Consider the following 13,485-nt stretch of genomic DNA (forward strand, 5'->3'; position numbering starts at 1 on the left):
CGTTTTTACCCTTCTCTCCGTCTCTTTAATAAAATCAGCGCAAATGCAGGTGCCCCGATAAGTGAGGTGATCACCCCGATCGGCAGTTCCGATGGGGCAATGACCGTCCGTGCTACAAAGTCAGCCAAAATTAGAAATCCGCTTCCTATCAACAATGACAGCGGAAGCAAATGTTTATGGTCAGGTCCCCATATCTTTCGGACAAAATGAGGAATGACCAATCCTACAAAGCCAATCGCCCCTGAAACGGCAACCGCTGCCCCTGTCAATGTCGAACCGGCTATCAAGATCCACATTTTCCGCCGCTTAACATTCACACCTAAGTGTTTTGCCCGGTCTTCCCCAAAAGTCATCGCATTCAATTCACTTGTATTCATGATCAAGATAAACGAACCAAGAATAAAAAACGGCAAAATGATTGCAATATAATTCCATCCGCGCATTGAAACGCTTCCCATCAGCCAGCCGATGATTTGTCTTAATTCATCACCCGTCAGCGCAATCATCAATGAAATGAATGCACTTAAAAACGAGCTGAAAATGATTCCCGTTAAAATGATCGTTTCCACTTTCATCGATCGATCCATTTTTTTTGCAAAAGTCAATACGCAGAGCATCGTGAGCACTGAGCATAAGATGCTCAGTGCCGGAAGAGTGTATAAACCGATGAACGGCAGTGATATATTCAAGAATATTGTCAATACGGCGCCGACCGATGCTCCTGATGAAATACCTAATGTGTAAGGATCAGCGAGCGGGTTCCGGAGCAGCCCCTGAAATGCCGCACCCGCAATCGCAAGCGATGCCCCGACCAAACCCGCAAGCAACACACGCGGCAAGCGGATGTTCATCACGATATTCGTCAGCATCACATCCGGATCAGCAGAAATCGGCAAATGAAAGATCTCCTTGCCGATTATTTGTAAAAGTACGGGAATCGGTACTGACACCGAACCAAAGGAAATGCCTATCGTCATTGCGAATAACAAAATTAACAACGCAATCAAATAAGCAAACGTCCATTTAGTTGTTAAATTGGTTCGGATAGACTGATTTGGCAAGTTCCTCTACTCCCTCTATCAAGCGTGGACCGGAACGGGTCACCAAGTCAGAATGGACATCAAAGACTTTGCCATTCTTAACAGCATTTACGTCTTGCCATCCTTTTCGGCCCTTCACTTCACTTACTGAATCTTTCGTATAATAACCATAAGTTGTAATGATGACATCAGGATTTGCAGCAATCATCGACTCTTCATCAATTTTTGCCCAACCGTCCAAATCAGCAGCAGCATTATCCGCTGAAATAATATTAAGCATCTCATTCATGAAAGTATTTTTTCCCGGTGTGTATATTTCCGGTGAAGGCGAAACCTCCACTAAAACTGTCTTCCTATCCTCTTCCTTTACGGATTTGGCTTTTTCCTCGATATCCTTGAGCTTCGTTTTCATATCCGCAACGATTTCGTTTGCCTTGTCATGTTCACCCGTTGCCTGTCCAATCATTTCAATAGACTCATAGACTTGGTCAAAGCTTTGTGCATCATTGACTACGAGGACATCTATTCCAGCATCCTTAAGCTGTTGTAAACCCTCATTCGAATTATGGGCACTTGATGCATGCGCAAGAACAAGGTCAGGCTTCATGGAGACAATCAGCTCCGTGTTCATTTCCATTCCGCCAACTTTTTCAATTTCCTTCGTTTCTTCCGGGTAATTATCATTATCGGAAACACCAATGACCTTTTTACCCAAACCAAGTGCAAAGACCACTTCCGTATTACTTGGTATTAACGAAACGATTTTCTTCGGTTTTTGTTCTATCGTTACTTTTTCCCCAGTTGCATCTTTAATCGTAATCGGGAAAGCTTCGTGTTGAGCATGATTCGTTTGCTGCTTTTCTTTTCCTTCATCAGTAGTGTCACTGCAGCCGACCATCATGCCTGCAACAAGCAACATCAACAGTATCAGACCAAAAATTTTCTTCATTTTCATTCCCCACAATCTTTTTATTTAATTTCTTTCCACCTCATAATCTCGGAAGATGCCCCCAAAACAAAAAGCACCTCCCGTTAAACGGAAGGTGCTTGTATGGCAACAATATCATTACGGACTTCTTATGGTCTGCCACACACCTTCCCATCCGCGTAGGTTACAGGTGTACGAATTTTGGCAGGTCTCCTGGCTCATGGTCATCGTCAACGGCACCTTCCCATATCTCATACAGTGGTACACAGCCGTCAGCTCCCATATACAGTGGCGGGACCGCGCTGGCATTTCACCAGCTTCCCTTTTAAGTCATTACGACACCAAATCGTTCATATGTATATAATTTTCACTGCCTTCATTATACACCATGTAAGAATCGATTATTAAATGATTTTTCTGAACAGGTTCGAAATGCCCCTGCCACCTTCAATGATTTGAAGCATTTTCAATCAGTGACGCAAACCCATCGACTGATAACCCGGGTGAAATCCGAACTCGATGCAGGGCATGCATCCCTTGTTCCCTTGAAGCTCCCCCAGGTTCGGTAGTGACTGCCATCTTGTATCCAGCTTCCTCTGACAGCCTGAGAGTCTCTTCGTTATACCGGCCAACCGGATAGGAAAGCACTGTCGTGTCCTGGTCGAGAATACGGTCGAATAGCTCCTTCGACTGGACCATTTCAGCTTCTTGCTGCTCTGCCGTCATGCGGTTCAGCTCCAAATGGTTGATAGTATGGCTTTCGATCGAAATCCCATTCCTGCTCATCTCCATCATTTGATTTTCAGTCAGGTGATGACCTTTATCAATGGACTTCCCGATCATGAAGACAGTTGCTTTCATATCATTTTCTTTTATTATCGGAAAAGCCTCCGTGAAGTTATCTGTATAGCCATCATCAAAAGTAAGCCAGACGCACTTCTCACTTGGCATCCGATTCTCGGTTAATACGAGGAATGCTTCTTCAGGGGATAATGTATAGTAGCCATTCTCCCGAAGCCAAGCCATCTGAGACCGGAATTCCTCCCTTGGAACCCGAAGGCGATTACCTTCAGAAATGCTGTGATACATCAAGATTGGAAGCTGGACGTCGGACTCGACCGTTATCCAGTCTTCCGTATCGATTTTGCCCTCCAATTCCTGCCCTTCCCCATTCTCCGCCGCTTCGGCCACTTCAATTTCATCTTCCGCAATCGGTGCAGCAGTCTTTGTGCCTATACCTTCTAAAATCCATTGTGAGCATCCAGGTAAAATCAAAATCCCCAGCAATGCAACCATCCATAAAACTCTATATTTTCCCACTATCATTCTCCTAATTTTTTATAGTGAAATAGTACCAGAAAACTAGCGATTAATAAAGTATTCCATTAAATGAAAAAAAGGGAAAGACGAGAGTGAGGATTTTTTTTCATAAGTATGTGCTATTAGCTTGAAAAGTTTGCCTATAAGAAATATAATAAATAAGTCGTCGACTTTTTTATATGTCCCAGTAGCTCAGCAGGATAGAGCGACAGCCTCCTAAGCTGTAGGTCGTAGGTTCGATTCCTATCTGGGACGCTAATTATAAACCCCTGTTACAAGCGGTCCTTCCGCGGAGTAACAGGGGTTTTTTTCTGTTGGTTAAGAACAATTGATTTTTTGATGGAGAAAACGCAGATCTCAAAGCTAAATTATTTCATCAAGCCATATAGATATAAAAAATCTGATTGCAAACTATGCATAAAGGTTGGAAATATTGGCGAACAAGAATACAAACTGTTTGATAGTAAAAAGCGTTGTATTTATTACGTCAATATATACCTGAAAAAAATAATGGATTTCTGGATATAATCATGTCTTTTTTTGAAATATATGTTTTAACCTGTCCCATCCGGGTATATGAATACTGTAAGACATTCTCACCAAAGGAGATGATAGTGCATGATGAGTACAATCAGAAGCCAATGGAACAAAGAGAATGACGCAGCGGTTTTTAGTCCCGGTGATCAGCGTTAGAGTCAATTGAAGAGTTGGATGATAATCAAACATGGGAATTACTAGTCTTCTCATCCAAAGGAGGAAGATACGATCATGAGTATTTACAGCCTATGGAATCCAGAGAATGATGAAGCAATTTTCAGTCCGGGTGATCAGAAGCCATTCAGTACGCTCATACGAGTAGATTCGGATAAACACACACACTGACAAAACACTTGAATATTAATTACATGGCACCGTACTGAATGAAATTTAGTCGAAGCAGGAATATACCGAAAAAGGATGGAGCGATTGCTCCATCCTTTTTCTTTTATTTATCGAATTTCAGTTTCGCCAAGGCATCTGCCAATGCAGTATTAATCGGCTCTTCTTTATTTTGCTTTTTCATATAATTGGATACTTCATTTTTGGATACTTTTTGATTTTTATTTTGCCCTCTTCGTTTATTGTAAGAAGATAGTTTTTCGTGAAAACCGCATTTACAGGTGAATGTCTGTGCTTCTCCTTGACCGCGCATTTCCATCTTTTTATGACATTGCGGGCATCTGGCATTTGTTACACGTGAAACACTTTTTTTGTGGCCGCAATCAGGACATTTCGTTCCTGACGGGGACGAATATGGAATATCTCCTACTTTAAGATTTATTCAAATATAGAAACTACAATTTCTCCTAAAAAAGTTAATGAAATTTCCAGAGAAAATACACGCTTAAAAAAAGAAGTTTAAATTCTCAAACAAGCAATGTCTATTATGTCCTCTAAAATAGGAGTGTATGGGGCAATTTCCTCCTTGAAATTATGTTATATTAGACGGTAAATAGTTAGTAAGGGAGTTTGAACAAATGTCAAAAAGTGTGGTAATTGCTGAGAAGCCTTCAGTTGCACGTGATATCGCAAATGTATTGAAGTGCAATAAAAAAGGCAATGGGTTTTTAGAAGGCGATAAATACATCGTTACGTGGGCATTAGGACATTTAGTTACACTAGCAGATCCAGAGGCATACGATATTAAATATAAAACCTGGAAACTGGAAGACCTTCCTATGCTTCCTGAACACATGAAGTTAGTTGTCATGAAACAAACAGGAAAGCAATTTAATACTGTTAAAACACAATTAAATCGCAGTGATGTAAATGAAGTAATTGTGGCTACTGATGCAGGGAGAGAAGGAGAATTAGTTGCACGTTGGATTATTGATAAAGCAAAAGTTCATAAGCCTATCAAACGACTCTGGATTTCTTCTGTAACAGATAAAGCTATTAAAGATGGATTCAATAACTTAAAGCCTGGTAAAGCTTATGAAGACTTGTATACTTCTGCAGTAGCACGTTCGGAAGCGGATTGGTATATCGGCTTGAATGCAACTCGTGCCTTAACGACAAAATTTAATGCACAATTAAACTGTGGACGTGTTCAAACACCAACAGTTGCAATGGTTGCAGCACGCGAAGAGGAAATTGCGAATTTCAAACCGCAAACCTATTATGGAATCGAAGCCCAAACGGATGGACTCAAGTTAACGTGGCAAGATGAAAATGGAAATAGTCGCAGCTTTAATAAAGAAAAGACCGACGCAATCGTGAAATCACTTGGAAGTAAAGATGCGACTGTTGTTACCATTGACCGCAAAGCAAAGAAAACATTCGCACCTGGTCTATATGATTTAACAGAGTTACAACGTGATGGGAATAAACTCTTTGGCTATTCTGCTAAAGAAACATTGAACATTATGCAAAAATTGTACGAGCAACACAAAGTCTTGACTTATCCCCGTACAGATTCACGTTATTTATCATCCGATATCGTTAGTACGCTTCCGGAGCGTTTAAAAGCATGTGCCATAGGTGAATATCGTCCTCTTGCAAATAAAGTGTTAAGTAAACCTATTAAAGTGTCAAAAGGATTTGTGGATGATAGTAAAGTGAGTGATCACCATGCCATTATTCCAACTGAAGGTTACGTAAATATTTCATCCTTCACTGACAAAGAACGCAAAATCTACGACCTTGTCGTGAAACGTTTCTTAGCTGTTTTATTCCCTGCATTTGAATATGAGCAATTAACAGTGCAAACGAAAATCGGGGATCAAAAATTTATCGCTAAAGGAAAAACAGTGATTCATTCTGGCTGGAAAGAAGTTTATGCAAACCATTTTGATGATGAAGAATCAGATGATGTAAAAGAGCAGTTATTACCTCGTATTGAAAAAGACGATGTATTAAAGACAAAAATAATCACTCAAACGTCAGGCCAAACAAAGCCCCCAGCACGCTTTACTGAGGCGACTTTACTATCAGCAATGGAAAATCCCACGAAATACATGAAAACAAATGATAAAAAGCTTGTGGACACGTTAAAATCTACTGGAGGACTTGGTACAGTAGCCACTCGTGCTGATATCATCGATAAATTATTTAATTCGTTCTTATTCGAAAAACGTGGCGGTAAGGAAATCTATATCACAGCTAAGGGGCGTCAGCTTTTAGATTTAGTGCCAGAAAAACTAAAATCTCCTGCAACAACAGCTGAGTGGGAACAAAAGCTCGAGCTAATCGCAAAAGGGAAACTGAAAAAAGATGTGTTCATCAATGAAATGAAAGATTACACAAAAGAGATTGTCAGTGCAATCAAAACGAGTGACAAAAAATATAAACATGACAATATCTCAACGAAATCCTGTCCAGACTGTGGTAAGCCAATGCTTGAAGTGAATAGCAAAAAAGGCAAAATGCTCGTCTGCCAAGATCGTGAATGCGGCCATAAAAAGAATGTCGCCCGTGTAACGAATGCACGCTGTCCACAATGTAAAAAGAAAATGGAACTACGTGGTGAAGGCGATGGTCAAATCTTCACATGTAAATGCGGATACCGCGAGAAACTATCTGCTTTTGAAGCAAGACGTAAAAAAGAGTCTGGTGGAAAAGTGGATAAACGTTCCGTTCAGAAATATTTAAAAGAGCAGGAAAAAGAAGCCGAACCGATTAATAATCCATTTGCGGACTTATTAAAAGGGTTTAATTTAGATAAATAATAATTTTTTGCCCTCCACTCCCGAAAATGTAGATTTAGGGAGCGGAGGGCAAAACATCCAAATTGATTTCCGCAACCCAAAACGAGACGATAACCAATCTTTAAAATGCCCTGTCGAAGTCCATTTGAGATAAAGAACGTACATAATCTTCGTAAAATGAGTGATTTGGAAGCTTTATGAGGTGAAAGCTGCACGTACAGTGTGGAGCAGAACAAAAGATGAAGATTATATCGTTATTAAGTGTCAATTTACGCCTATTTTACAGGTGTTAAGAAGAAAGAAACATTTTTATTAGTCGAAAATCCACTTTGGTTAAGTTCCAACCATGTATTCTCCTTCAGGTCAATTTCAAACTGATTAGCATCTCCAAAGGAATCTCCTCCTATAATTTTTTGCAAATCATCAGATATAATTTGGAACCATGGATCCTCCTTTAATGATTCATTATTTCTGGTTTCATAAGTAATGATATATTTTCCGGATTTTATTTGTTCATCAATTTGATAGAAACCAGAATGATGTATTTTATAGACATCACCATCTTTACTAACTGGTGAAAAAGCTGATCTTTCAAGCTTAATTGTTCCTTTTCCACTAACTTGGGCTATATTTTCATCATAAAGTTTCAAACCTAAAAAATGATCACCATCTGAAAGTTGAGTACCATTAAAATAATTATCACCATCGCTTGTAACGTCATAATACCCCTCTGGAATATCGTTTCCTACATGGAAGTTGCCTTGTGTGAGTCTGTATTCGATACCTCCGCCCTTGATTTTTTTTGTTTCAAGGTGTTCATTTGGCGTAAGAGATTTTATGAATTCCGGTATGGATATTATTGTGAGTAAACATACAAATGTGATAACCAAAAAAATCATTTGAGATTTTCTCATCATTTTAACCGTCCATTACTAATTTCTATAACTTCATCACAAATCGGGAAAACATCCTCTTTATTATGAGTGGCAATAATGATAGTTGCACCTCTCTCCCGTTCTTCTTGAAAAATATCAAGAACTCGTTCCACACCTTTTTCATCAATTGCATTAGTTGGTTCATCCAATAAAATAATTTCAGGTTTTTCAAAAATTGCTTGTGCTATATTCAGTCGCTGCTTCATACCTAGAGAATATTTTCTTACTTTCAATGTACCGAACCGATCCAGCTCAAGTCTCTTTATGGCGTGTTGTATATCTTCGAGCGACGCTGTTTTCTTAATCGCAGCAAGAATTTTCAAATTAGTCTCAGCATCGAATTGGGGAAGCAATTCGAGATTTTCAATAATAATACCGATACTTGGCGGAAACGAAATATCTTTATGCAATACTTTTTCATTAATGGTTACACTGCCTTCAGTTGGAATAATAAGTCCAGCTATCGCCCGAAGCAACATGGTCTTACCAGATCCATTTTTTCCAACCAAACCATAGATTCTCCCTTTTTCGAAGGTGTAAGTGATGTTTTGTAAAACATTATTTTTTTTTAACTTCTTTGATAAGTCATGGACTTCAATCATTATAATTCCTCACATTAATTCTATTTTTTTTATTCTTATTACGGAAAGACAAAGCAGAAACAAAATAATAACAACTAAAAAAAGCCCCGGCTCATTTAATTGGCCTACCGTTTCCTGCAAGTTAGGATTAGCAATAATGCCATTGCGAAAACTCATTGAAAGGTTCGGGAAAAACACATGAAATAGCACTTTTTTTTGAACGAAACCTTCAACAATCGTTATTGATAGAAGCACATAACAATTGGTTAATATAAACGCCAATTGAGATTTCATATACAGTTCCAATATCATTTGTATGGATAAAATAGCCATGATTGTTAACACATAAAACAATATACCTTCAAACAGGTGTGTAAATTCAAGTACAGGATCAGATTCCAAGATTGTTTGAAAAAAAGTTGTAGCAATTAATTGAGAAAAAACTAAAACCAGTACAACCCTCCACATATGGATTACTTTAGACATTAGCCATGAAATCCTACTTTTTCCCCTTAAAATGATATATTTTCCGTAATCAAATAGTGAATCCGAGATGTGTCCTAATAAAATGAAGCTACTTGCAGCTATCGATATATACCAGCCCATTAAATAGGTAACTGAGTGAGGATAACTAACTGGTGTCGGTACCCCATCCAAAAACGGAAAGGAAGAATGAGCTAAACTATCATTCATGAAATATACATATTGGATGAGTGCAACAATAAACAAGATGAACGCTTCATTTCTAAATTGAGTCATTTTTCAGGTAATCCTTCCTTTGAAACATGTTCCACCCAAAAACAAGCAGGACTACGACAATCGTTATTTGGCGCAAATAAATCGTTACTATACTGTACATATCACCAGAAGCTACTAATAATAAAACGATATTTGCTAGATCTCGAATCGGTGTATACAACTCTTGCATGACTAACTTATTGAAAAAGAAAGTCAATGTCACAATAAAAAACACAAAAGAGTAAGATAATATATCTGAATTTAGGATCGTTTTAATCGCTATATAAAGAAGAGCTAGCGAGAAATAATAAAAAACAAGACCAAGAAACTCACATAATAGGATCTGAACAAAACTTACATCTTTTAAAAAAACACTTCCCAAATAGAAAAGGTTATAGCCACTTAAAATGAAAAGATGGATTGTAACGAAAATAAGAACTGCATAGAAAGCATTTAGAACGTCCTTCTGATATTTTGCACCACGCATTAAATATCTAACTGTTGCTGCTGCATGACTTGGAGTTGCAGTGTTTTTTACGAACATCAAAAAAGGATAAGTGAAAAATAGCACATGTGCTTCGATTGAATTCGGCGAATATATATTAGAGTTTATTGAGAGAAACCTGTTATAAAGTGGTTGAAGATGAACAAAGTCACTTGTTTGTTTATACCAAAGCACCACCATAAACAGGAATAAACAGATAGTTGAAAGCAACCGTTTAGATTTCATTTATCTTCACCTCATGGAGGTACGTCAATATATACAAAATAAGAAAAGCAAGAGTTGAAGTAATAAAAATGGGTACTAAAGTCTCTAACCCGTACTCGGCAAACGGTTGAAATAGATACATTACCGACTCCTTATTTGAAATAAGGATATACCAAAATGCAAACGTTACTGGATACGTTATTTTTTTATCGTAAGTCAGCATACTAAAGCAAGTACCAGCAGCCCCTATCAAACCCGCAAAAAAAGAGGTTGTTAAGGAAAATAAAAAGATACTAAGATAAGGACTTTCGACTTGCTTCTTTAAAAAAGCTTCCCCTGACACTCCGTCATAATTGTTTGCTGTACTAAATCCGGCCATATCAAAAAAAAGAGAATTGATTAAAAAATTTATTGTTAAGGCTAAAAAAATCACAGAAAAAGACACAATAAAAGAAGCTTTAAGCTTAACAAAGAAGTATTTCTTTTTTCCTAATTTAGAAATCCAGATGTCTCTAACGCCAGTCTTCTTATCTTGTATAGGATCATCTGAGCAAATCACCAGTAAGTAAAGTGGGAGAAACCACAGTAAAATAATTTGTGTTACATGTCCAATCGTCGACCCTGAAAGAAAAAAGGCCTTTGCCAGATAGGAATCTTCATAAATATCAGCCGATAATAACTGAATGATCTCCATACAAGGAATCAGGATGATAGCTAAAATTCCAAAACGACTTAATTTATTTCTAAACACTCTACTAATTTGACTTTTCATTTTTTCTCCTTGTTATGCATTTTAAGGCTCATATAAGCCCCCTCATACGAATCTTTCATGATGGTAAAAAGGGGGCGGCCTCTAACATACATGAATATGGATATGCTATCTTCCTGTTAACGCACTGCTGGATCCCAATATCCTTCTACGATATGTGATTTTGTAGATAAGTTATTATTTTCAGCGCCAATACGTACTGAACCACTGACAGCTTTTTTAACTTTACTGGTATATTTTTTTCCTTGGTAATATTCGCTTGGATATGAGTAGGAAGTACTTCCCTTAGCAAGCCACATTATCGAAATTGTCCCTGCACCTTCTGAAGAATAGGCAAGATTCAAATACCATGGAGCATTCTTTTCTGCGGTCGATCTTGATTGCGTTTTTGAGTAGCCATTCTCGTAAGTAGTGCCCTTATCCGGATTGCTAGATGCAGGAACAGTAAAACGAAAACTTTTATCATCACTCGTATTGTTAGCTGCAAAAACACTTGAACCAATACTAAAAATTGAGGCGATAATCAATACAAACATTAAAAAATTTGATTTTCTTGAAATAGTAATATTTTTCTTCTTATATAATTATTTTGTAATCAACTAATTTTTTTAACATTCCGTTAATTACAATAATCTATATTCACCCTAAGTAATAGTTCTCTAACGGCGCCAATTTAGAGACTCCACACCCATTAAACTTACCCTGTTCAACTTGATTATATTGTGCAAAAAAAAAAGGCCTTTATAATGGATGAATCAGAATCTGTTCTCAAAATAATAATTTCGAATGAGCTTTTTTCTAATTTGTGATGGTTACTCCGATTTCCCGAATAAAGCTTCATAAATTAAGCATGGGATATCCTCATTTTATAAGAATTAAAGACACAAGGAGTTTCAAATTTGAAACTCCTTGTGTCTTTTTTGACATTTAATTGAGTCCTTTTTATGATTCGTAGTAGAGAGTATCGACCACTCGCGGAGAAGGCGGGAGTTCCATAACACAGTAATCGATGGGCCGCTCTTCTCAGTACCCACATATATGTAAATTAATAGATTAGATAGCATTCCTGTGCAGATTTTAGTATGATGAAACGTAGGGATTTTTTCAAATTAATTGGGAGGTTCAATATAAATGAGCTTACTTTCTATAGATAAATTAGCACACAGCTTTGGTGACCGTACCTTATTCAAGGATGTTTCCTTCCGCCTGATGGCCGGGGAACATGTTGGTCTGGTCGGGGCAAATGGTGTCGGGAAGTCAACTATGATGAATATCATTACAGGGCAACTTATCCATGATGATGGCCGGGTCGAATGGACACCTGGTGTCGAATATGGCTATCTTGATCAACATACGATACTTTCTAAAGGAAAATCGATTCGCGACGTATTAAGGGATGCATACTTACCTTTATTCGAGCAGGAAAAGGCACTGAATGAAGTTACAGAGAAAATGGGTACTGCCACTCCGGAGGAACTTGAAGAACTCTTGGAACAAATGGGTGAAATCCAGGACAAGCTGGAAGCCGGCGGTTTTTACAATCTGGATATTAAAATTGAAGAAGCGGCACGCGGTTTAGGGTTGGATGCAATCGGTTTGGACCGTGATGTCTCTGCCCTAAGCGGCGGACAACGGACAAAGGTTTTACTAGCCAAGCTACTTTTGGAACAGCCTGAAGTACTGCTCCTTGATGAACCGACGAACTACTTGGATGTAGAGCATATCCGCTGGCTGAGCAGCTACTTAAAGGAATATCCTAATGCATTCTTATTAATTTCGCATGACACCGAGTTCATGAACGGCGTCGTCGACGTCATTTTCCATCTTGAATTTTCTAAACTGACCCGTTACACGGCAACTTATGAAAAATTTCTTGAGCTGGCTGAATTGAATAAAAACCAACATATTAACGCATATGAAAAACAGCGTGAATTCATTAAAAAGCAGGAAGATTTCATTGCAAAAAATAAAGCCCGCTATTCAACGACCGGTCGGGCAAAGAGCCGTCAAAAGCAATTGAACCGCATGGAACGTATCGATCGTCCGGAAACTGCAATGAAACCTACCTTTGACTTTAAAGAGTCACGTGCGAGCAGCCGTTATGTATTTGAAGGTGAAGATCTGGAGATCGGATATGACCGCCCATTGCTTCCGAAGTTGTCCATGACCATCGAGCGGGGAGAAAAAATTGCCGTGGTCGGCTGTAACGGAGTTGGTAAATCCACTCTATTAAAAACGATTTTGGGTAAAATCGATCCTCTAGGCGGTAAAAGATCACTTGGCGACTTCCTTTTTTCTTCTTATTTTGAACAAGAAGTGAAAGCAGGCGATACGACGCCGATCGATGAAGTATGGAATGCATTTCCGCATCTGGACCAACCGCAGGTACGTGCGATTCTTGCCCGTGTCGGTTTGAAAAACGAGCACATTACACGTCCGATGAGCCATTTAAGCGGTGGAGAACAAGCAAAAGTGCGCCTATGTAAACTCATGCTTACCGAAAGCAATTGGCTGTTATTCGATGAACCGACGAACCATTTGGATGTCGTTGCAAAAGAAGAACTGAAACGTGCATTGAAAGAGTATAAAGGAACGATTGTCCTTGTATGCCATGAACCTGATTTCTATGAAGATTGGGTAACCAAAGTATGGGATGTAGAGGAATGGTCGGCACAAAATTAATTTTTTCGGGGATGTCGCGGTACGCGGCATCCCCTTTATTATGGAATAAATAAAAAGCTGACTGAAAAGGCTCCTTCAGTCAGCTATCATTCCCTCA

11 protein-coding genes, 1 tRNA gene, 1 pseudogene and 1 riboswitch are annotated in these 13,485 nt (G+C 38.6%); of the genes and pseudogenes, 3 read left to right on the forward strand and 10 right to left on the reverse strand.

The window, feature by feature from the left end; genetic code table 11:
- Positions 1-5 precede the first annotated feature (5 nt).
- From ABOA58_RS27135 to ABOA58_RS27145, 3 genes are all read right to left on the reverse strand, one after another.
- Positions 6-1,061, reverse strand: a complete 1,056-nt coding sequence (locus ABOA58_RS27135; protein WP_350300740.1) for a FecCD family ABC transporter permease — start codon at positions 1,059-1,061, stop codon at positions 6-8.
- The gene (locus ABOA58_RS27140) at positions 1,024-1,995 is read right to left on the reverse strand and encodes an ABC transporter substrate-binding protein (RefSeq protein WP_413020052.1); all 972 of its coding nucleotides are present in this window, start codon (positions 1,993-1,995) and stop codon (positions 1,024-1,026) included. The genes ABOA58_RS27135 and ABOA58_RS27140 overlap by 38 nt, the downstream gene beginning before the upstream one ends.
- 159 nt (positions 1,996-2,154) lie before the next feature.
- Positions 2,155-2,329: riboswitch (cobalamin riboswitch) on the reverse strand.
- Positions 2,330-2,415: 86 nt separating this feature from the next.
- Positions 2,416-3,294 (reverse strand): polysaccharide deacetylase family protein, encoded by an 879-nt coding sequence (locus ABOA58_RS27145; protein WP_434547757.1) that lies wholly within the window; start codon positions 3,292-3,294, stop codon positions 2,416-2,418.
- 175 nt (positions 3,295-3,469) lie between these two features.
- On the opposite strand from ABOA58_RS27145, the gene ABOA58_RS27150 reads away from it, so the two are divergent.
- A tRNA-Arg gene (locus tag ABOA58_RS27150) sits at positions 3,470-3,543 on the forward strand.
- A gap of 730 nt (positions 3,544-4,273) precedes the next feature.
- On the opposite strand, the pseudogene ABOA58_RS27155 reads toward ABOA58_RS27150, so the two are convergent.
- A pseudogene (locus ABOA58_RS27155) lies at positions 4,274-4,552 on the reverse strand (DNA topoisomerase III); the annotation flags it as partial.
- A gap of 253 nt (positions 4,553-4,805) precedes the next feature.
- Between ABOA58_RS27155 and ABOA58_RS27160 the strand changes: the two are divergent.
- Entirely contained in the window at positions 4,806-6,995 is a 2,190-nt protein-coding gene (locus ABOA58_RS27160; protein ID WP_350300742.1) for a DNA topoisomerase III, read from the forward strand.
- Between the two features lie 254 nt (positions 6,996-7,249).
- Here the strand turns inward: ABOA58_RS27160 and ABOA58_RS27165 are convergent, their stop codons facing one another.
- From ABOA58_RS27165 to ABOA58_RS27190, 6 genes are all read right to left on the reverse strand, one after another.
- Positions 7,250-7,891, reverse strand: a complete 642-nt coding sequence (locus ABOA58_RS27165; protein ID WP_350300743.1) for a hypothetical protein — start codon at positions 7,889-7,891, stop codon at positions 7,250-7,252.
- Positions 7,888-8,511, reverse strand: a complete 624-nt coding sequence (locus tag ABOA58_RS27170) for an ABC transporter ATP-binding protein (protein ID WP_350300744.1) — start codon at positions 8,509-8,511, stop codon at positions 7,888-7,890. The genes ABOA58_RS27165 and ABOA58_RS27170 overlap by 4 nt, the downstream gene beginning before the upstream one ends.
- Positions 8,512-8,520: 9 nt before the next feature.
- A complete protein-coding gene (locus ABOA58_RS27175) occupies positions 8,521-9,249 on the reverse strand; it encodes a DUF2705 family protein (protein WP_350300745.1) in 729 nt (242 codons plus the stop codon).
- On the reverse strand, positions 9,236-9,958 hold the full coding sequence (locus ABOA58_RS27180) for a WxPxxD family membrane protein (protein ID WP_350300746.1): 723 nt from the start codon (positions 9,956-9,958) through the stop codon (positions 9,236-9,238). The genes ABOA58_RS27175 and ABOA58_RS27180 overlap by 14 nt, the downstream gene beginning before the upstream one ends.
- Positions 9,948-10,709 carry a hypothetical protein gene (locus tag ABOA58_RS27185; protein ID WP_350300747.1) on the reverse strand — a complete coding sequence of 254 codons (762 nt, stop codon included), beginning with the start codon at positions 10,707-10,709 and terminating at the stop codon, positions 9,948-9,950. Before ABOA58_RS27185 ends, ABOA58_RS27180 begins: the two co-directional genes overlap by 11 nt.
- A gap of 116 nt (positions 10,710-10,825) precedes the next feature.
- A complete protein-coding gene (locus ABOA58_RS27190; RefSeq protein WP_350300748.1) occupies positions 10,826-11,242 on the reverse strand; it encodes a DUF2712 domain-containing protein in 417 nt (138 codons plus the stop codon).
- Positions 11,243-11,837: 595 nt separating this feature from the next.
- Between ABOA58_RS27190 and ABOA58_RS27195 the strand changes: the two genes are divergently transcribed.
- Positions 11,838-13,388: an ABC-F family ATP-binding cassette domain-containing protein gene (locus ABOA58_RS27195; RefSeq protein WP_034316019.1), complete on the forward strand. Its 1,551-nt coding sequence runs from the start codon at positions 11,838-11,840 to the stop codon at positions 13,386-13,388.
- Positions 13,389-13,485: the final 97 nt, after the last annotated feature.

Source organism: Peribacillus frigoritolerans (genome assembly GCF_040250305.1).
Lineage (GTDB): Bacteria > Bacillota > Bacilli > Bacillales > DSM-1321 > Peribacillus.

Coding starts and splice junctions, on each gene's coding strand:
- ABOA58_RS27140 (WP_413020052.1), bottom strand. CDS start 1,995: ATGAAAATGAAGAAAATTTTTGGTCTGATACTGTTGATGTTGCTTGTT.
- ABOA58_RS27145 (WP_434547757.1), bottom strand. CDS start 3,294: ATGATAGTGGGAAAATATAGAGTTTTATGGATGGTTGCATTGCTGGGG.
- ABOA58_RS27160 (WP_350300742.1), top strand. CDS start 4,806: ATGTCAAAAAGTGTGGTAATTGCTGAGAAGCCTTCAGTTGCACGTGAT.
- ABOA58_RS27165 (WP_350300743.1), bottom strand. CDS start 7,891: ATGATGAGAAAATCTCAAATGATTTTTTTGGTTATCACATTTGTATGT.
- ABOA58_RS27170 (WP_350300744.1), bottom strand. CDS start 8,511: ATGATTGAAGTCCATGACTTATCAAAGAAGTTAAAAAAAAATAATGTT.
- ABOA58_RS27175 (WP_350300745.1), bottom strand. CDS start 9,249: ATGACTCAATTTAGAAATGAAGCGTTCATCTTGTTTATTGTTGCACTC.
- ABOA58_RS27180 (WP_350300746.1), bottom strand. CDS start 9,958: ATGAAATCTAAACGGTTGCTTTCAACTATCTGTTTATTCCTGTTTATG.
- ABOA58_RS27185 (WP_350300747.1), bottom strand. CDS start 10,709: ATGAAAAGTCAAATTAGTAGAGTGTTTAGAAATAAATTAAGTCGTTTT.
- ABOA58_RS27190 (WP_350300748.1), bottom strand. CDS start 11,242: ATGTTTGTATTGATTATCGCCTCAATTTTTAGTATTGGTTCAAGTGTT.
- ABOA58_RS27195 (WP_034316019.1), top strand. CDS start 11,838: ATGAGCTTACTTTCTATAGATAAATTAGCACACAGCTTTGGTGACCGT.